The sequence below is a fragment of the uncultured Mailhella sp. genome (genome assembly GCF_944324995.1).
Taxonomy (GTDB): Bacteria; Desulfobacterota; Desulfovibrionia; order Desulfovibrionales; family Desulfovibrionaceae; genus Mailhella.
This window is the reverse complement of record NZ_CALUYL010000016.1, coordinates 21,075-40,894: the sequence shown is the minus strand read 5'-3', so window position 1 is coordinate 40,894 and position 19,820 is coordinate 21,075. Positions and strand designations below refer to the sequence as shown.

Sequence of the window (19,820 nt, the reverse complement as noted above, 5' to 3'; positions counted from 1 at the left end):
TGTAGCCTGCCATGGCCTCGCAGGCAGGGAGAAGGATTATCGACGGGGGTATTCCCCCTGAAAGCTCACAACGTGTCAAGTAAGACATCTATAACCCTAAATCCGTTGCCTTGCAAGGAAAAACGGCCTCCTATCCCCGACTGTGCTCGTGCTGCCAGAGAAGATAGTCCCGCAGGAAGGAATCAATGCGACCGTTGAGCACGGCGTCCACATCGCCGCATTCGGAACCGGTGCGATGATCCTTGACCAGCCGGTAGGGCTGAAGCGTGTAGGTGCGTATCTGACTGCCGAAGGCAATGGCGTCCTTGCCGGCGTAGTCGGCCTGACGGGCGGCGTCGCGTCTGCTCTGTTCCAGAGCGTACAGACGCGCCTTGAGCACGCGCATGGCGCTCTCGCGGTTGCTCTGCTGCGAACGCTCGTTCTGGCACTGCGCCACGATGCCCGTGGGAATGTGCGTGATGCGCACGGCCGATTCCGTCTTGTTGACGTGCTGGCCGCCCGCGCCGGACGCGCGGTACACGTCGATGCGCAGATCGCTTTCCTTGATCTCGATGTTCGAGATCTCGCCCGCGTCGGGAATGAGATCCACCGAGGCGAACGACGTGTGCCGACGTCCGGAGGCGTCGAAGGGCGAAATGCGGATGAGCCGGTGAATGCCCTTCTCGCCCTTGAGCAGTCCGTAGGCGTTCTCGCCCTGCAACCGGATGGTCACGGCCTTGATGCCCGCTTCTTCGCCGGGCAGAAAGTCCACGATTTCGGCCTTGATGTGATGCGATTCGGCCCAGCGCAGATACATGCGTTCCAGCATTTCCGCCCAGTCCTGGGCCTCGGTGCCGCCCGCGCCGGGATGGATGTCCAGAAGGGCGTCCATGTGATCGGATTCGCCGCTGAGAAGCACGGTCATTTCCGTTTCCGTCAGCAGCTTTTCCAGAATGTCGGCCTGTTCGCTCAGCGTTTCCAGCGCGTCTTCCTCGCCCTCGGAAACAAAGCCGAGCCATTCTTCCATTTCGTCATAGCTGGCCTTCAGTTCCCGAAAACGGGCGACTTCGGCTTCAAGACGACTCTTTTCCCGCAGCACCGGCGTGAGCTTTTCCTGATCGGACCACGCGTCGGGGCGGGAAATGATTTCCTCTATTTCTTTGAGGCGCGCCTCCCGCGTGGGCAGGTCAAAGACGCCCCCAGAGGGAAGTGAACTGTTCGGAAAGAGTATGGCAGCGGGAACGAAGTTCGGCCAACTGAATCATGACGATATCCTTTTTTACGGTATTTCCGCAGGGATGCGGAGTGTCTCAGGTCAAACGGAGCGCCTGCGCCACTGCCTGATCAGCGGCAGACAAAGCAGCGCAAGCATGACGAAGCCCGCGGCGGGCAGCCACGGATGCAGATAAAAGTAAGGCGTATGCCCCTGCAAGGCAAGCGCCGTCGCGGTAAGGCTGGCGGGCTTGAACAGGGCGTAGTGATCATTTTCCGAACCCAGGGCGTGCATGCCGCCCAGAGGATCGAGCACGGCGGTGATGCCGCTGTTGGTGGCGCGCACCACATAGCGCCCCTGCTCCACGGCGCGCATGAGCGAAAGCTGAAGATGCTGCATGGGCGCGGAGGTGTAGTCGTACCACGCGTCGTTGCTGATGTTGAGAAGCAGTTCCGCGCCCTCGGCCGCGCGCTCGCGGGCCAGTTCCGGGAAAATGGCCTCGTAGCAGATGAGCATGCCCATGTTCACGGTCTTCCTGTTCGCAAGAGGCACGGCAAAGAGCGGCTCCTGCGTGCCGGGCTCGAAGCCGCCGAGCCCCTGCAGCAGGCTCTCGAAGATCTTCCAGTCGAGCACGGGCGGCAGATATTCGCCGAAGGGAACCAGATGCTCCTTGTCGTAGTGGCCGCCGTCGCCTGCCGGAGTCAGCAGAAAGGCCCGGTTGTAGAGCAGCGTCTTTCCTTCCGGCGAGCGCTCCACGCCGGGCGCGCCGAAGAGCAGCGGAAGGCCCATTTCCCGCACAAAGCCGCGCAGCTCGCCCGAAAGAGGCCCGGAAGGATAGGCAAAGGGCATGGCCGTTTCCGGCCAGAGCAGCACGTCGGGCAGCGCGGGAGTGAGCGTGGCGTCGCCTTCAGGCGCAAAGCGCCCCATGAACGGCGCAAGTTCCGCGGCCTGCGGTCTGGCCTCTTTCGCGCCGGAGAGAGCGCCGACGTTCGCCCTGACGCCGTCCAGCGTGAGGCGCATGTAATGTTCCAGGGTCTGCCTCTGATACTCGGGCGACCATTTGACGTCCTGCCGCACGCTGCCCTGCACCAGCGTAAACGACACGGGCACGCCCTCGGCGGCAAGACGCCCGGGCATGACGGCAAGACGCCACGAGCCGAAGGCGGCGCCCATCATCAGCATGAGCGCGGCGCTGCCCGCAAGAGCGAGCCCCGCCTTGCGGGACGAGGCTCCGCCGAAAAGTCGTGTCAGCCCCTCGCAGGCCAGACAGGCCGCGGCGGCCAGAAATCCGGAATAGCCGTATTCGCCGAGCACGCTCAAAGGCTGCACGAGCGTCGGCCAGGCGGACAGTCCCGAGGAGAGCGTGAGCCAAGAAAAACCGGTGCCGAACCAGCCCCGCGTCCACTCCAGAAGATACCACACGCATCCCGCAATCGCGGCGCGCCGCCACGGAGAAACATCGCGCGCTCTGGCCATGATCCACGAAAACACGCCGCCCCAGAGCGCCACGTACATGCCGAGCAGAATGGAACAGGGCGCGGCCAGAAGCCAGGGAAAATAGCCGTACTTGTGCGCGGCCACGGCAATCCAGTAGAGGGCCGCCGCCGCGCCGGGAATGCCCGCCGCCCAGCCCGTGCGGAACGGCGCGTCCGTGCGGGAGGCCAGAAGCAGCACAGCCGGATACACCAGCATGACAAACGGCAGATGCACCGCCGGATTGGGAGTGCCCAGAAATACGGCCAGCGATCCCGCCGCCGCAAGCGCGGCGCAACGCCGCAGAGAAATGCTCATGGCTGTCCCCTGTCAAGCACGCGGCAGCTGATGGCTTCCGCAATGTGCGTGAGCGAAAGTTCCGCCGCGCCTTCAAGATCGGCGATGGTTCTCGCCACGCGAAGAATACGGGTGTACGCCCGGGCCGAGAGCGCCAGCGCGTTCACGGCGTTGCCCAGAAATTCATGTTCCTCCCGGCCGAGACGGCAGTACTCGTGGAGCATGCGGCCGGAAAGATCGGCGTTGGTGCGGCAGTTCGTGCCCCGGTAGCGTTCGCGCTGAATCTCCCTTGCGCGCACGACTCTCTCGCGCACCTCGGCCGACGACGGCCCGGCGTGCGTCGAGCGGATGTCCTCATAGGACACGGCAGGCACCTCCACGTGCAGATCGATGCGGTCCAGAAGCGGGCCGGAAAGCCTGGCGCGATAGCGGGCCACGGCCTGCGCGGAACAGGTGCATTCATGACGCGGATCGGTGCTGTAGCCGCACGGACAGGGATTCATGGCCGCAAGCAGCATGAAGTCGGCAGGATAGGAGACCGCGTAGGTGGCGCGGGAAATGAACACTCTCCCCTGCTCCAGCGGCTGGCGCAGCACCTCCAGCGCCTGACGCTGAAACTCGGGCAGTTCGTCCAGAAAAAGCACGCCCCTGTGGGCAAGGCTCACTTCGCCGGGATGCGGCGGCACGCCGCCGCCGATGATGGACACGCTGGAGTCGCTGTGATGCGGCGTGCGGAAAGGACGCTTCGTCACCAGACCGCGCCCGTCCAGCATGCGGGCCACGCTGTAGATTTTGGTCACTTCCAGCGCCTCTTCCCGATCGAGCGGCGGAAGTATGCCCGGCATGCGCCGCGCAAGCATGGTCTTGCCGCTGCCCGGAGGCCCGATGAACAGCAGATTGTGAGCACCGGCCGCCGCCACTTCCATGGCGCGCTTGGCCTTTTCCTGCCCCTTCACATCGGCCAGATCAAGGAAAGACTCGTCCTCGTCGCCGGGCGGCACGGGTTCCACGGGAGAGAGTTCCGCCCTGCCCGCCAGAAAGGCCGCCGCCTCCGCCAGCGTTCTCGGCGCAAACACGTCGAGTCCCTCGGTCATGGCGGCTTCCTGCGCGTTGTCCGGAGCCACCATGAAGCCCTTCGCGCCTGCCGAGCGGGCCAGCATGGCCAGCGCAAGCACGCCGGGCACGGGCTTGAGCCTGCCGTCCAGCGAAAGTTCGGCTGCAAAAAACCAGCCCCGCAGGCATTCGGCGGGAAGTATGCCCGCAGCCGCCAGAAGTCCGAGCGCCAGAGGCAGATCGTAGGCCGAACCTTCCTTGCGCCGGTCGGCCGGGGCCAGATTCACCGTGATGCGCCCCGGCGGAATGCGGAACGAGGAATTCTGAAGCGCCTTGAGCACGCGCTCGCGCGATTCGCGCACCGCGCCCTCGGCCAGTCCCACCATGACGAACGAAGGCATGCCCTGCCTGCCGTAGTCCACCTCAAGATCGACCCGGAAGGCGTCCACCCCCAGAATCGCCCCGCAGGACAGCTGCACTACCATGAGGACCTCAGAAGCTCAGGCCCGGCAGTTCGAGAATGAGCCGGTAGGAATTGTCCCGCGCCTTGCTGTACACGGCGCCCAGAATGTGGAAGCACTGATGGTAGTAGCCGATCACGAAGCGGCGCTCGTAGTTCTTGCCGGTTTCGATGTTGTCCTGCGTGCGGTAGTACAGCGAGATCTTGCTGGTGGGCCGGAACGTGAACGTGTTCGTGAGCAGACGCTGCCTCGGCGTGAAACGAATGTCGCCCAGGTTGTCGCGCTTCATTTCATCGAGATAATTGTAGAACTCGTTGCGCGTGCTGTACGACATGCTCCACGAACCCCAGCGGGCGTTGGAGAGCGTCATGCCGGTGTCGCTGCGGGTGATGCCGTCGCCGTACATGGAAACGTACAGCCGGTTCCACAGGCTCAGCCAGTTCAGAGGTCTGAACTCCAGGTAGGAATAGGTGTCCATGACGGGCTTGCGGGAATACCGGTCGAGGAAGTTGTTTCGATTGGCTTCGTCGATGTCGTAGCCGGTGGCGACTTCCCAGCGCACGGGATCGAAATAGTTTTCCGTGGTCTTGTAATTGCCCTTGGCTCCCGAAACGGTCTCGCGTTTGGCCGTGAGAATGTTGGTCAGGGAAAGGCGCACGCGCTGCGAAGGCTTGAGACGGTCGGTCTCCTCGAAAATGGGATTGTCGGACTGATCCCTGTCGGGCGTCCATTCATAGGTCACGCGGGGCTGCAGTCTGTGCCGGACGCCGGTCCAGCTGGTCTTGCCCACGTTTTCGGCCACGGCTTCCAGATGATTTTCCGGCATGTCCCACACGCGGGAGAGCTGCGTGAAGGTGGTGGCGCTCACGTCGGGAATGAAGCGGTCCTTGGTGCCGCCGCCGCGCGTCCAGCGCTGGGAATCGTCGAAGGGCACATGGTTGCTGTTGTAGTAGGTCTGGCGCACGCCGCCGGACACGATCATGGACGCGCCGGGCAGGTTCACGGGCACGCTGAGCTCGGGATGAATTTCCGTGCGCAGGCCGCGCACGCCCTTGGCGCGATATTCGTAGGTGCTGGAAACCTCGCCCTGCAGTTCAAACGGCAGGCCGGGAATGAGGCTGCCCTTGAAGAGGTAGGCGTTGACGGGAATGCGCTGCACCGTGGTGTCTTCGCTGTGAGGCTGGTTGCCGTGCCCGAAGGCAGGGTTCTCCTCGTAGCGGAAGCCCGCGGACACCATGAAGCGGTCCCAGTCGCGATAGATGAAGCCTTCGCTTATGCGGTTCTTGTCCACTTCCTGAAGGTCGCGGCCGAACATGTCGTAGAGGGCGTCGCGGGAACGGTTGAAGCCGGTGCGCATGTCGCGGAACTGGCGCAGAAAGTTCTGATCGGAAACATAGTCGAGGTTGTAGCGGTAACGCCAGCCGGAGTCTCCCAGAAATCCGTCGCCCATGCCGCGCAGCCAGTAGCGCTCCTCGTTGGTGTTGATGAGCCTGTCGGTGTCATTGACGGGGTCGGAGGCGTCGGAGCGGAAGGTGTGCTTGTCGTAGAGCACGTCGAAGGCCAGCCAGGTCTTGTCCTGATCGCGGGTGTGGGCGCGGTATTCAATGCCGGGCATGAAGCCCGCCTTGCTCATGTAGGAGCCGTAGAAGGTCAGGTCGCGGCTCTCGTCGATGACCTGAAAATAGGGCTGAGAAAAGAAGGTTCCGTTCAGGCTGCTGTAGCCGAAGTCGGGCATGAGCAGACCGGACTGCCGGGTGGTCTTGGCGGGCAGCACCAGATAAGGCGAACCGACAAGGGGCACGTCGAGAATGTTCAGCGTGGAGCGCGTGAGCTTGGCATAGCCGTCGATTTCCACGTCGGCCTGATCCGCGGAAAGCGACCAGGCGGGACGATCGCCGTCGCAGGCCGTGACCTTGGCGTTCTTGAAGCTGTAGCGGTCGCCGAAGAGCTTGTCCACCTTTTCGCCGGTCACGTACATGTGCGGCCCGGCAATGAAGATGGAGCCGTCCTTGAGCCAGCCCGTACGCGAGGTGAGGTCGAATTCGGCCTCCGAGGCGTTCAGCATGTCGCGTCCCATGCGGGCTTCCACCTTTCCCTTGACGAAGATCCAGTTGGTCGTGGTGTAGTAGCGGGCGAAATCGGCCTTCATGTAGTCTTCGCCGCGCTGGAGCAGCACGTTGCCGGACGCCTCGACAATCACGCCGTCGTCGAGGCTGACGAGGTTGTCGGCATTAAGCGTCCAGGGCGAGTCGCCGCGGGTGCTCAGCGAACGCTGACCTGTGCCCGGGGAAGCGGCAAAAGCGGACGAGGAAAGACACGCCAGCGCCGTAAGCACGGTCAGAAGCATGCGACACAACGATGAAAAGGAAACGGAAGGAAAAAACACGGCACATTCCGGGTTGCAAGACAGAGAAAGAGGCGGTAGAGGCAGAAACGGAACAGGAGAAAAGACAACCGCCGGACGTACCGGGCGGCTTTTCAGCTGGAAGCTGATTTTCCATAGCATACAACTTGAGCGAAAAAAAGCCCCTGCACGGGGCTTAACGCCGAACGCCTCCAAGGATCGGGAACCGTCATGATTGAGCCTTCATGCCATGTACGCGTCAACTGGGAACATTTCCGCCGCAACATCGAAGAACTGCTGAAAAGGGAGCATGATCTCATGCCCGTCATCAAGGCGGACGCCTACGGGCACGGCGTTCGTAAGGCGGCGGCCGTGCTGGAAGACATGGGCATAGGCTGGGCGGCCGCGGGCACGATTCAGGAAGCCGCGGAAGTGAGGGACGCCGGATTTTCCGGCAACATCGTGGCGCTGCTCAGCCGCGCGCCCGAAAAGGAGGACGTGCGCCTTGCCTGTGAAAAGAGTCTCTCCCCCCTCATTCACAACCGGGAAGGACTTGAAGCCGTCGCGCGGGCCGTGCGCGACCTCGACGCGCCTCTCGGCATTGCCGTGAAGGTGGAAACCGGCATGGGACGGCTCGGCTTCCGCCTGGAAGAGATGGAGGCCGTGGCCGACGCCATTGCCGCCGAGCCCAGGCTTTCGCCCATCGTGCAGATTTCGCACTTTGCCGTGGCCGACGATCCTGCGGAAGAAGAGTACACGAAGCGCCAGTGCGACGTGTTCTACCGCGCGGCCGACATCATGCACCAAAAATTTCCCGACATGCGCTGCTCGCTCGGCAACACGGCCGGGCTGCTGGAAGGCGTCACCAGAAAGGACGACATCTGCCGTCCCGGCATTGCGCTGTACGGCTACGATCCCATGTACGGCACCGCGCACGAGGGTGCGTGCGGGCCGCTTCTGCCCGTGATGGAAGTCGTTGCGCCGCTCATCAGCGTGCATCCGCTGCACAAGGGGGAAAGCGTGGGCTACGGTCGCACCTACACGGCGGACTCGGAACGTCTTGTCGGCTGGGTGGCCATAGGCTACGCCGACGGCTACCGCCGCAACCCCGCACCCGGAACCTGCATGTGCATCAACGGCGTGCGCGTGCCCGTCATCGGCAGAGTCGCCATGCAGATGACCTGCGTGGACCTCACAGACCTTGCCGAAAAGCCTGCGCCCGGCGACGCCGTGTACGTTCTCGGCGGACCGGGCAACGCCGTGAGCGCGCAGGAACTCGCCGACTGGTGGGGCACCATTCCCTACGAAGTGACCTGCCTGCTCGGCAGGAACAGAATCGAAGAATAACGCAGAAGGGGGCCGCGGCCCCCTTTTCTTTTGCCTTCCGCCGAACGAAGCCCCGCAGATGTGCGCCCGACGCGCGTCCGGGCCATGTTCCGCCAGGGCGCACAGCAACAATCACACGCCTTCTGCCCTGCCGCGCTCCCTCATGCCGGAAAAAAAACGCAAAAAAGCCGCCGAAGTATGCTCCGGCGGCTTTTTTCTTCCGAAATTTCGGTCAAAGGCTCAGATTCTTGAGGGGCGGCTCACAGACTCAGGCTTTCAGCGAGCCGCGAAACGCCGCGAGATCGTCGATGCCGAGTTCCTCGCACAGGGCGGGCAGGTCGCGGATGATGCGGAAAATGGTGCCGGGATCGCTGAAGTTGGCCGTGCCCACGGCCACGGCGCGCGCACCGGCAAGAATGAATTCCAGCACGTCGCGGGCCGACCTCACGCCGCCCACGCCGATGACGGGCACCTCCACCACGCGCGAAATCTCCCACACGCAACGCAACGCGAGCGGCTTGATGGCCGGTCCCGACAAGCCGCCGATGACGCTGCCGAGCATGGGACGACGCGTCACCACGTCCACGGCCATGCCCTGCACCATGCCGATGCAGGAAATGATGTCCGCGCCGGCGGCTTCCACGGCCTTGGCCACTTCCACGATGTCCATGATCTGCGGAGAGAGCTTGGCAATGACGGGCTTGCCGCCCGCGGAACGCTTCACTGCGTTCACGGCTCGCGCGGCCGTCACGGGATTCTGACAGAACGGCTGACCGCCGCGATGATCGTTGCGGCAGGAAAGATTCACTTCCAGGGCGGCCACGCCGCGCTCTTCCGCGAACACGGCGGCCAGCTCGGAAAATTCGTCCACGTTGGAGGCGTTGAGGTTGGGAATGATCGGCACTTCCTGCCAGGGCAGTTCCGGCAGCACCATGCGCACGAAATGTTCCGCGCCGTCGTTCTGCGTGCCCACGGCGCTCAGCATGCCGCCGGGCGTTTCCGCCACGCGGGGCATGGGCGCGCCCGCGCAGGGGCGCAGCGTCAGGCCGTTGACAATGATGGCTCCAAGCTGGGTGATGTCGCCGTACGGGCGATATTCCAGGCCGCTGCCGAAGGTACCGGCGGCGCTCAGCACGGGATTCTTCAGTTCGAGCAGGCCGTCAACAAGAGAAACGCGAAAATCCATTACAGGCTCCTTTCGTCCGGCTGAACGGCATGAAGATCAATGTCCGAGGCCCAGAACACGGGACCGCTGGTGCAGGTCTGCACGGGCAGTCCGGCCCGCACGGGATCGGGCCAGTGCTTCGAGGTGATGGTGGTGCAGCCGAGGCACGCGCCCGTGCCGCAGGCCATGCGCTCTTCAAGAGAGAGCTGCGTGGGCAGATCGAGCTCAAGCGCCCTCTCCCACACGCGCTTCAAAAACGGCATGGGGCCGCAGGCCAGGCAGATGCCTCCGTGTTCCTTGTATTCCAGCATCTTGGCGCGCACCACCCTGTGGAACTGTTCCAGCTCCTCGGGCGTGCGGTCGCGCATGTTTTCCATTTCCATGCGCGCGGCCATGGCGTCGGTGGGATAGTTGTTGCTCGGCAGACCGTGGCCGAACAGCATGAAAAGACTCGCCGGAGCCGGATGCACGTCGGCATAGCCGGCAAAGGGCGCAATGCCCACGCCGCGGGCAAGCAGAAGCGTGGGCGTGTCGGGACGCATGTCGAAACTGGTGCCGAGAGGCCCCCACACCACCACTCTGTCGCCGCTCTTGAGGCGCGAAAGGCGATCGGTTCCCGTGCCGACCACGCGGAAAAACAGCACAAGGCTCTGCGAGGTCACACGGCAGATGGACAACGGACGGGCCCATGTCGTTCCCTCGCTGTCCTGAACGGGCCGCAGCATGATGAACTGGCCGGGACGCCAGCTTTTCCACGCCGGACGTTCCAGGGTAAGAGCGTAGAAACGATACACTCCCGACGGGCCGGACACCGGCTGTCCGAAGGGCACGTTATCCGTCACTGTCAGTTCTGTGCGAACAGGGGAAATCATGGAGGGCCTCCGCAAGTGTTTTTCTTTATATGTATCCTATCAGGCTCCCGGTCAAGGGCGAAGGACCTTCCGAGCCGATTAAAGTTTTCTACAACACCCCGTGTTCATAAAGAATTTTCACGCCTATGCCGATAAGCACCAGTCCGCCGAGCACGGAAACCTTGTTGCCCAGAATATTCGAGCCGCCGAGCAGCCGCCCCAGCTTCACGCCCGCCGCGGTCACGGCCGCGCACACGAGTCCTATGACGATCGCGGGCCCCCACACCGAAACGCCTATCATGGCGAAGGAAAGTCCCACGGCCATGGCGTCTATGCTGGTGGCCACGGCCAGCATGACGAGCTGCCACCCGCGCGAGGGATCGCCGGAAGAAGATTCCTCTTCTTCCCCGGACCAGGCTTCGCGCAGCATGTTGACCCCGACGAGCGCCAGCAGACCAAAGGCTATCCAGTGATCCCAGGCCTCGATGTAGCTGCGCACCGACACGCCGAGAGCCCAGCCGACGACCGGCATGAGAAACTGAAACAGACCGAAATGAAACGAGAGACGGAAATAGTGTCTCCAGGTCACCACGGGAAGCGTGGCCGCGGCGGACACCGAAACGGCAAAGGCGTCCATGGCCAGCGCGAGAGCTATGGCTAAAACGGTAAGAAAAGTCACGGGAGTTCTCCGGGTTTTGTCTGGCGCATTATACATATCCGCCGCTCCGGCACAAGAGCTTGTGCTGGGCTCCGGTCTGGGATAGGATGAAACGTATCCCAAAGAATCAAAGGACCTTCCTACATGTCTGAATCGTATCTCACCATAACCCCGCTGGGAGGTCTCGGCGAAATCGGCATGAACTGCCAGAAATGGCAGACCGACCAGGGCGTTGTGCTGATCGACTGCGGCCTGATGTTTCCCGACGACGCGCTGCTCGGCGTGGACGTGGTCATTCCCCGGCTGGAATCCGTGTTTGCCGAGGGCGAAAAGGTGCTGGGCATCGTGCTCACCCACGGCCACGAAGACCACATAGGCGCGCTGCCCTGGCTGCTGCTTCAATACAAGAGCCTGCGCGGCATACGCATCTACGGCTCGCCCTTCACCATCGCCCTTGTGGAACACAAGCTTGAGGAACACGGCCTGCTCGACCGCGTGGAACTCATGCCCATGCCTGCTCACAGCTCGGTCACGCTGGGCAGCCTCACCTTCCACTTCATTCCGGTCTGCCATTCCATTCCCCAGTGCTACGCCCTGGCCGTGGAAACGCCCGTGGGCAAGATTCTCCACACCGGCGACATCAAGCTCGACGCCGCCCCGCTCGACAGCGAGGAAGCCTGCGATCCGGTGACCGAATTCGCCCGCTTTGCCGAAGAAGGCGAACACAAGGGCATACGCCTGCTGCTGGCCGACTCCACCAACGTGGAAAATCCCGGCCATTCCCTGCCCGAACGGCAGGTACACGACGACCTCGACGCCATTTTTTCCGAAGTGAAGGGCCGCATCATCATTGCGCTCTTCTCCAGCCACATCCGCCGCATCCGCACCGTGCTGGAACTGGCCAGAAACTACCGCCGCTCCGTGCTCGTGAGCGGCCGCAGCCTCTCCACCAACATCGAAAAGGCCGTGGAACTCGGCCTCCTCGAACAGCCGGACAACCTCTACAGCGAAGCCGCAGGTTTTCCGGAACTCGATCCCGGTCAGACCGTCGTGCTCGCCACGGGCACGCAGGGCGAAGCCCTCTCCGCGCTGGCCCGCATCGCACGAGGGGAACATCGTCAGCTCTCGCTGCACGAAGGCGACACCGTCATCATGTCGTCCCGTGTGATTCCCGGCAACGCCCGCGCCATTTCCAAGGTGCTCAACCAGATCTACCGCCTCGGCGCCGAAGTGTATCACCACCCCGGCCGCACCGTTCACGCCACCGGTCACGCCTGTCAGGCCGAACTTCGGGAAATCATTGAGGCCGTGAAGCCGGAATACTTCATTCCCGTCCACGGCGAATACCGCCACCTCGCCCTGCACGCGCGCCTTGCCGAAGAGTGCGGCGTGGCGCACGACCACATCAAGATCATTGAAGACGGGCAGCCCGTCACCTTTCTTGAAGACGGCATACGCATGGAAGATCCCGTGTCCGTGGAATCCGTCATGGTGGACGGCAAGGGCGTGGGCGACGTGGGCCGCATGGTGCTCAAGGAACGCCGCATTCTCGGCGGCGAAGGCCTCGTGGCCGTGGTGCTCGTCATTGCCGAGGAAACCGGCGAAGTGCTGCACGGCCCGGAAATGATCTCCCGCGGATTCGTGTTCGAGCAGCAGTACAGCCACCTGCTGGAAGACGCCAAATGCCTGGTGCTCGATCAGCTCGAATCCACCAATCCCAACGACATTCCCCGCCTTTCCGACCGCATCCGCTCAAGCCTGCGCCGCTTCTTCCGCGACGTGCTGGGGCGCGACCCCATCGTGGTGCCCATCGTCACGCAGATCTGACGCCACAGCTTCCTTCGTTTCCCGAAGGCCCGAAGCCCTTGCGGCTCCGGGCCTTTTTTGCGCCGAAACCGTTTTTTCCTTCATGATTGCCGCCGTTGCGCAAAAATATGCCTTGTCCGCCATTTCCGCTTGACTAAAATTCGATATCGTACTATCAATTTTTTAGTTCGATATCAAACAAAAATTTCATCTCTGCGGAGCACCTCATGATCAAAAGTCCCGCCTCTCTCGCTCTGGAAAAAAGACGCGCCGAACTCGTTCCCCACCTTGTGCGGCTCAGCGAACACGCCTGGCTCAGCGTGGCTGAAGACGTTTCCAACGTGGGCATGATTGTCGGCAAAAACGGCATCGTCATCATCGACACCGGCATGATGACCGACTGCGCCGCCCGCACGCTGGAAAAATTCCGGGAAATCGCCCCGGCGGACAAGTACCCCATAAAAGCCGTCATCTACACGCACGGCCACGGCGACCACACCGGCGGCTCCTCCGTCTTCTGCTCGGAAGGCGAAAAGCCCGAAATCTGGACACGGAGCAATTTCGGCGCGGAAACCGCGCCCTTCGAGCATGCCGGACTCATGCCGCTGTTCAAGGCCCGGGGCGCGCTTCAGGGCGGATTCCGACTGCCGCCGGAAAAACGCATCTGCAACGGCATCGCTCCCGTACGCTACCCCTCCGCCGGCGGGGCCGCATTCAGCGGCAGAACCGGGGCCGTGCCGCCCGATCACTTTTTCAGCGGCGACAGCACTGTTCTTTCCGCGGGAGGCCTCGAGCTCTGGCTTTTCGCCACGCCCGGAGAAACAGACGACGCGCTCAGCGTGTGGTTTCCGGAAGAAAAGGTGCTCTTCTGCGGCGACGATCTGTACCGTTCCTTCCCCAACGTGTACCCCGTGCGGGGAACGGGCAACCGCGACATTCCCGCCTGGTGCTCCAGCCTGAAGCTTCTGGACTCGCTCGGCGCCGAAGCGCTGGCCCCCGGCCACACCGATCCCTTCCTCGGCCGCGAAACCGTCCACGAAGTTCTCTCAAACTACCGCGAAGCCCTCACATACGTGCATCGGAAAACCATTGAAGGCATGAATGCGGGCAAAACGCCGGACGAACTCGCCGAATCCGTTCGTCTGCCCGAGCACCTGACCGGCCTCGACTATCTCGGGGAATACTACGGAAACGTCGCCTGGACGGTGCGCAACATCTTCAACAGCCTTGTGGGCTGGTTCGACGGCAACCCCCTGCATTTGTACACGAACTTCACCACCCGCGACGAGGCCGCGCACACGGCGGCCCTTGCGGGCGGAGAAGAGGCGCTTCTGAAAAACGCCCGCGCCGCCCTGCAGAACAACGATCCCGCCTGGGCCGCGCGCCTTGCCGATCACCTGCTGGCCCTGCGGCCGGACGACGCGCAGATTCTCGAACTCAAGGCCGACGCCCTCGACGCCCTCGGCGAAACCATGCTCACGGCCACCGGCCGCAACTACACCCTCTCCGTGGCCCAGAATCTGCGGCAGAAGGCCCGCGGCAACGCCTGAAGATCAATCCCCGCCGTCTTCAATCCGCGCAAAAGCGACTCTCCGCTCTTTCCTTTCGCGCCCTCGATGTCGGCATCGAACGCGCCCGCCCCGACGGGGCTTTCGCCTCACACAACCTTTCTCTGGAGATTCCATGAAACGCACTCTTGCATCTTTGATTCTGTCCATATCCATGCTTTCCCTCTGCCCGGACGCCTCTCCCGCCCGAACTGCGCCTCCCGATTCCCCGCAGAAATCTGCGGCCACGCTCGCGCTGGAGAAAAAACGCGACGAGCTGACTCCCCATCTTGTTCAGGCAAGTCCCCATGTCTGGGTCAGCGTAGGCGAAGACGTGGCCAACGTGGGCATGATCGTCGGCAAAGACGGCATCGTCATCATCGACACCGGTCAGAGCACCGAATGCGCGGCCGCCACGCTGAAAAAATTCCGGGAAATCGCCCCGGCGGACAAATATCCCATAAAGGCCGTCGTCTATACGCACGGCCACGGCGACCACACCGGCGGCTCCTCCGTCTTCTGCTCGGAAGGCGAAAAGCCCGAAGTCTGGGCCCGGGACAACTTCGGTTCCGAACTCGTTCCCTTCCAGAGCTCTGGGCTCACGCCGCTGTTCACCATACGGGGAGCCATGCAGGGCGGTTTTCAGCTTCCTCCGGAAAAACGCATCAGCAACGGCATCGCTCCCGTGCGCTACCCCTCCACCGGCGGAGCCTCATTCAGCGGCAAGACCGGGGCCGTGCCGCCCGACCATTTTCTCAAGGGCGACAGCATGACGATACGCGCAGCCGGCCTGGAGCTCTCGCTTTTCGCCACGCCCGGCGAAACCGACGACGCGCTCAGCGTGTGGTTTCCGGCAGAAAAGGTGCTCTTCTGCGGCGACAATCTCTACCGCTCCTTCCCCAATCTCTACCCCGTGCGGGGCGTGGGCAACCGCGACGTGCCGGCCTGGATCGACAGTCTGAACCGCATGCTTGCGCTTGACGCCGACGCGCTGGTGCCCGGCCACACCGATCCCTTCCTCGGCCGCAACGAAGTGCGCACCGTCATCACCAACTACCGCGACGCCGTCCGGCACGTCTTCGACAAAACCATTGAAGGCATGAACGCGGGCAAAACGCCGGATGAGCTCGCCGCTGAAATCAGGCTTCCCGAGCATCTGGCCGGACTCGACTATCTTGGGGAATACTACGGAAACGTCGCCTGGGCGGTACGTCAGATCTTCGGTCAGTATGTGGGCTGGTTCGACGGCAATCCCCTGCATCTGTACGCGAACTTCACCACCCGCGACGAAGCCGCGCGCATGGCGGCCCTTGCGGGCGGAGAAGAAGCGCTTCTGAAAAACGCCCGCACCGCTCTGCGGAACAACGATCCCGCCTGGGCCGCGCGCCTTGCCGATCACCTGCTGGCCCTGCGACCGGACGACGCGCAGATTCTCGAACTCAAGGCCGACGCCCTCGACGCTCTCGGCGAAACCATGCTCACGGCCACCGGCCGCAACTACACCCTCTCCGTGGCCCAGAATCTGCGGCAGAAGGCGGCGCAGCGCTGACGGCGGCGCGGCGGATCCTCCGGCGGGAACGCCGGTCGCGTTCCGCAAGGCCGGAGGTCTGCCGCTCCGGCCTTCCGCCCGGCTCCCCGCCCCCGACCATTAAACGACGAAACGCGCCCGGAAAAGCTCCGGACGCGTTTTTTCATTGTCGCGCGGGAAGTTCCCGCACGATCAGTTATTCGGTAGCGGCAATGCAGTCGCCGGCGTTGGCCACGTAGCCGAGGGTGCCTTCCACTTCCACTTCGCTGGTGCGGCTGCCGAAGGGAGCGGCGCCGGGCATGCGGAAGGTGGCGCAGTTAATGCGCTCGATGGCCACTTCGGGAGTGTGCTCGGCCTGCGGAACCCATTCGTAGGGCACACGGTAGGCGCGATACACCATGTTCATGTTGCGGCCGTCATGGTAGGGGTTGATGAACTCCCACACGATTTCATGGTCGGCGGTCACTTCGATGAGACGGCCGTCGGAACCTTCGGTGATGAGGGTGTTGCCGTTGGGCAGACGCTGCGCGGAGCTGATGAAGGGGCTGTAGAAGCGGCTGGCGTCCAGCGGAACCACGAAGCCGGCTTCATGAGGCGTGTACTGCCACACGATCTTGAGGGTGGTGGGATCGAATTCCAGAATACGGGTGTAGTCGCGCTGAGCGGCCTTCACGCCGATGGGCGCGCCGGGGTTGGGATTGTCGTAACCGGCCCAGCCGCCGTTGTCGAACACAAGGATGTTGCCCGCGCCGGGGAGACCGTCGGGGATCATGTGCGCGTGATGCTGACCGATGATCCAGCCGAGGGAGTGTTCGGGATGACCGATGCTGTAGTCGGGGCCGACCTTCCACACGATCTTGCCGGTTTCCTTGCTGATGATGAAGATGATGTTGGTTTCGCGGCCGTCCATGATGATGTTGTCGGGATGGAAGCGTTCGTCGCCGGCATCATACCACTTGTTGGGTCCGAGGGTGGACATGGAGTTGATGTGCATCCAGTCGCCGAGGCCGGGCGCGCTGTCGATGAGGGAGCCGCCGCGATAGTTGGGGTTGCGGGCCATGGCGTTGCGGGCGGCTTCGGAGAAGCCCATTTCCTCAACGTGGTCGGAAGCCTGCCATTCCCAGATGATTTCGCCGTCCCAGTTCACTTCATAGACGACGTCGTCGAGCAGGGGCTTGTCGGAGATGTATTCGCAGTGCGCGTCGCGGTGGCAGAGCACGAGGGTGTTGCCGGAAAGCGACTGGGGTTCATGACCGGGAGCGTAGTAGCCGGTGGTGCTGCCTTCGCGCTGGAAGTCGTGATGCTGACGGGCCATCCACTGGGGCTTTTCGCCCGGATCCTCAATGAATTCGGCCTGATTGAACTCCCAGACCACATTGCCGTCCCAGTCCACCTGGATGAGGTCCACCTGATCCTGAAGGCCGTACTTGGGGTTGCGGATGCCGCGGCTGCCGAGCAGATAGCCGCCGGGGAAAATCTTGTTCGGGAAGCCGTGAACGCCCTTCCAGAGCTTGATTTCCTGGCCGTTCATGTCGATGAGCATGGCGCCCTGTCCCTTGACGGGCATGACGGTATAGCCGTTGTATGCCTTTTCAGGATTGTAAAGCGTGACGCCGGTAGGATAAATTGTAGGATGACCCATGATAACACTCCTTAAGAGTTGAGGGTAGGCTTCCGGAGGCTGAGCTCCGGGATCCGTCTAAAACGTTACCGGACTTCGGGCCTCATACGCCTGTCAGACGGCCGGAGGGCGACGTTCGGAAAAATGCATCGGAAGAGTTCAAAAACCTCTTTCATTCATTAGAGTGCTAATAAATTAAATAATACTATTAAGTCAATGGAGAAAATCTTGCAGCATTGTTAACTATCAAAGATTATTAATATTTTTCTTTTTCGGCCTTCATGACTGCTTCAGAAATTTCCGGCGCACGATTCACCGCTTCTCCGGCCCTTTCGGGGAAAAGATTGAGACTTTTCCCAGAGATAAGCGGAATCGGGCATCTGCAACCGGCGGCAACGGACACGCCGGACCGCCCGCGATCCCGGGCCCATGTCCGGCGCGTCGCCGATTCCCGACCAAAAAAATCACGCTTTGACCGCGAAAAGAACGCCGCCCTAGCCGGACCTGCGCTCAGCACTCCGCCCCTCGGCTACGCTCTCCCGCACAAAGAAGCAGGACGCGCCGCCCTCTTTCTCCGCGAGAGAAAACGTGCGTCGAGGCTCGCCTCCCATGTTTTTCCCCTCCCCCCATCAGATTGCGGCATGGCCGACCGCCCTGCGCGCATCCGACGGCAACACCAAAGCGCAGCGGATCTGCGCGCAGCCGCCCCGGCTGCGGTTCTGCGACGGCGCCCGGCCCCAAAGCGCCCTCCCGGAAGCAAAGGACAAAAAAAAGACGATGCCGAAACACCGTCTTTTTCTGTTCAACACGCCGGGAACCCGGCGAAAACATCAGAGTCCGTAGTTGCCGTACTTTCCGGCGTGTACCTGCTCCGCGTAATATTTGCTGCGCTCGCGGGCGTACTTGTACACCTTGTCCACCAGCTGCGGATTCACTTCCGTGCAGACCTTTTCCTTCCAGCTTTTGATCAGCGCATCCAGCGGCGCGAGGAATTCACTGCGTTCCTCGTCGTTCAGCACGGTGAACACATGTCCCTGCGACTTCATCCAGTCCACGTCGGCCATGGCTCCCTTTTCCAGCGAACGACCGATGGCTTCGGCCATCTTCATGCCGCCCTGATCGGCCATCCACTTGCGCATGTCGGCGGGCATGGCGTCCCAGCTCTTCTTGTTGATCTCCTCAACAAAGGTGTTCACGCCGAGTCCGAGAATGAGATGATACTTCGCGTCGTTCGTGAGCTTGTAGGAACGCAGCGGAGCCGTGGGGCAGAGCACGCCGTCCACCATGCCGCGGGAGAGCGCAAGGAAGGTGTCGGTGGAGCTCATGCGCACGCCGTGCGCGCCGAGCGCCTCCACGATTTTCAGCGTGGGATTGTCCCACACGGCAATCTTTTTGCCCTTCAGATCCTCGCGGGTGCGGATGGGCATGACGGAATGAATCTGATACGAATCGGACGCCCACGCCGTGAAATGCACCGTGTTGCGGGGAAGTTCGGCGCGCACTTCGGGGAACTTGCGGATGAGGTCTTCCGCCACGAGACTGCCCACCAGAGAGTTGGGGCACATGCCGGGCAGGGCCACCACGCCGAGCAGCTTCATTTCCCGGGGAAAGAGCGCGGGACGAACCTGCCCGAAATCCGCACGGCCGTCGGAAATGGCGGAATAGGCCTCGCTCTCGGAATACAGCGAATTGGTGGTGAAGTAGGAAAAATCAATCTTGCCGGCAAACTTTTTTTCCGCAGCGTCCATGAAGGGCTCGAACACTTCCTTGACGGTGGGATGGCTTTCCAGATACCCGCCGAGGAAGGACAGACGCGTCGGCTGCCCGGCTCCGGCGTCGGCGGCCAGCGCAGTACCGGAAAGAGAAAGCAGACAGCCAAGAGCGAGCGCAGCCGCGCCGATACTCCATTTTTTCAACATGACAATACTCCTTTTCAGCTCGGAGACGGCCGTCAACAACGACGGTTAACAGCGCCAAAAAATTTTTCTAAAGGGATTTTGCCTGTTAAGTCAACTGAAAGAACAAGGAATTGACGCGTTGACCGGTGTCGAGAAAAAAAGCGCATATTTCTTACAAGAATGACGTTGCCGCAATGAAGCAACACGGAAAAAAACATCGGAAAAAGAAAGAAAACGACGCAAAAAGCAAAAGACGCGCCCGCCCTTTTGCCCAGGTGTTACAGAGAAAAGACAATCGCTCCTCTGCGCTTCGCGCGCCGCCGCCCGCATCGGTGAAACAGGAAATGACCGCTGAATACAAAAAAAACCGGCCGAAGCCGGTTTTTTTTGCGTCACACGCGGCGTTATTCCGCCACGGGTTCGTAGTAACAGCGCTTGGGAGAATAGATCTTGCCCGCCTTCTTCAGTTCGGCGCAGGCCTTGGACACTTCCTTGGAATCCACACCGAGCACCTTGGCGATGTCTCCGGGACGGACGGGCTTTCCCGCTTCCTTCATGGCTTTGAGAACCTGTTCTTCCATGGTAAACTCCTTTCTTAGG

The 19,820-nt window shown here is 62.1% G+C and carries 14 protein-coding genes; 4 read left to right on the top strand and 10 right to left on the bottom strand.

Annotated features, from left to right (window positions below; genetic code table 11):
• Positions 1–130: 130 nt before the first annotated feature.
• The 4 genes from prfB to lptD form a co-directional block, all read right to left on the bottom strand.
• Positions 131–1,244, bottom strand: a protein-coding gene (gene prfB / locus Q0K02_RS07810) for a peptide chain release factor 2 (protein WP_294487054.1) whose coding sequence is annotated in 2 segments (ribosomal slippage) — positions 131–1,168 and positions 1,170–1,244 — 1,113 coding nt in all. Because the reading frame shifts where the segments join, the coding sequence is not laid out codon by codon here.
• A 50-nt stretch (positions 1,245–1,294) separates the two neighbouring features.
• Positions 1,295–2,983 (bottom strand): apolipoprotein N-acyltransferase, encoded by a 1,689-nt coding sequence (gene lnt / locus Q0K02_RS07805; RefSeq protein ID WP_294487051.1) that lies wholly within the window; start codon positions 2,981–2,983, stop codon positions 1,295–1,297.
• On the bottom strand, positions 2,980–4,500 hold the full coding sequence (locus Q0K02_RS07800) for a YifB family Mg chelatase-like AAA ATPase (protein WP_294487047.1): 1,521 nt from the start codon (positions 4,498–4,500) through the stop codon (positions 2,980–2,982). The genes lnt and Q0K02_RS07800 overlap by 4 nt, the downstream gene beginning before the upstream one ends.
• 7 nt (positions 4,501–4,507) lie before the next feature.
• Complete coding sequence (gene lptD / locus Q0K02_RS07795; RefSeq protein ID WP_294487042.1) at positions 4,508–6,823, bottom strand: LPS assembly protein LptD; 2,316 nt, start codon at positions 6,821–6,823, stop codon at positions 4,508–4,510.
• A gap of 228 nt (positions 6,824–7,051) precedes the next feature.
• On the opposite strand from lptD, the gene alr reads away from it, so the two are divergent.
• Positions 7,052–8,167, top strand: coding sequence for an alanine racemase (gene alr / locus Q0K02_RS07790; RefSeq protein WP_294487040.1), 1,116 nt, complete (start codon positions 7,052–7,054; stop codon positions 8,165–8,167).
• A 247-nt stretch (positions 8,168–8,414) separates the two neighbouring features.
• Here alr and Q0K02_RS07785 read toward each other — a convergent pair whose 3' ends face one another.
• The 3 genes from Q0K02_RS07785 to Q0K02_RS07775 all read right to left on the bottom strand — a co-directional run bounded on the left by Q0K02_RS07785 (position 8,415) and on the right by Q0K02_RS07775 (position 10,877).
• Positions 8,415–9,332, bottom strand: a complete 918-nt coding sequence (locus Q0K02_RS07785) for a dihydroorotate dehydrogenase (RefSeq protein WP_294487038.1) — start codon at positions 9,330–9,332, stop codon at positions 8,415–8,417.
• The gene (locus tag Q0K02_RS07780; protein ID WP_294487035.1) at positions 9,332–10,183 is read right to left on the bottom strand and encodes a dihydroorotate dehydrogenase electron transfer subunit; all 852 of its coding nucleotides are present in this window, start codon (positions 10,181–10,183) and stop codon (positions 9,332–9,334) included. The genes Q0K02_RS07785 and Q0K02_RS07780 overlap by 1 nt, the downstream gene beginning before the upstream one ends.
• Positions 10,184–10,271: 88 nt before the next feature.
• Positions 10,272–10,877, bottom strand: a complete 606-nt coding sequence (locus Q0K02_RS07775) for a manganese efflux pump MntP family protein (RefSeq protein ID WP_294487032.1) — start codon at positions 10,875–10,877, stop codon at positions 10,272–10,274.
• An 87-nt stretch (positions 10,878–10,964) separates the two neighbouring features.
• Between Q0K02_RS07775 and Q0K02_RS07770 the strand changes: the two genes are divergently transcribed.
• From Q0K02_RS07770 to Q0K02_RS07760, 3 genes are all read left to right on the top strand, one after another.
• Positions 10,965–12,647 carry a ribonuclease J gene (locus Q0K02_RS07770; RefSeq protein WP_294487027.1) on the top strand — a complete coding sequence of 561 codons (1,683 nt, stop codon included), beginning with the start codon at positions 10,965–10,967 and terminating at the stop codon, positions 12,645–12,647.
• Positions 12,648–12,853: 206 nt separating this feature from the next.
• A complete protein-coding gene (locus tag Q0K02_RS07765) occupies positions 12,854–14,176 on the top strand; it encodes an alkyl/aryl-sulfatase (protein ID WP_294487024.1) in 1,323 nt (440 codons plus the stop codon).
• 133 nt (positions 14,177–14,309) lie between these two features.
• Positions 14,310–15,722 (top strand): alkyl/aryl-sulfatase, encoded by a 1,413-nt coding sequence (locus tag Q0K02_RS07760; protein WP_294487022.1) that lies wholly within the window; start codon positions 14,310–14,312, stop codon positions 15,720–15,722.
• Positions 15,723–15,897: 175 nt separating this feature from the next.
• Here the strand turns inward: Q0K02_RS07760 and Q0K02_RS07755 are convergent, their stop codons facing one another.
• The 3 genes from Q0K02_RS07755 to Q0K02_RS07745 form a co-directional block, all read right to left on the bottom strand.
• The gene (locus tag Q0K02_RS07755) at positions 15,898–17,343 is read right to left on the bottom strand and encodes an aryl-sulfate sulfotransferase (RefSeq protein ID WP_294487019.1); all 1,446 of its coding nucleotides are present in this window, start codon (positions 17,341–17,343) and stop codon (positions 15,898–15,900) included.
• Positions 17,344–18,152: 809 nt separating this feature from the next.
• On the bottom strand, positions 18,153–19,241 hold the full coding sequence (gene dctP / locus Q0K02_RS07750; protein WP_294487016.1) for a TRAP transporter substrate-binding protein DctP: 1,089 nt from the start codon (positions 19,239–19,241) through the stop codon (positions 18,153–18,155).
• A 383-nt stretch (positions 19,242–19,624) separates the two neighbouring features.
• Entirely contained in the window at positions 19,625–19,801 is a 177-nt protein-coding gene (locus tag Q0K02_RS07745; RefSeq protein ID WP_294487013.1) for a transcriptional regulator, read from the bottom strand.
• Between the last annotated feature and the right edge of the window lie 19 nt (positions 19,802–19,820).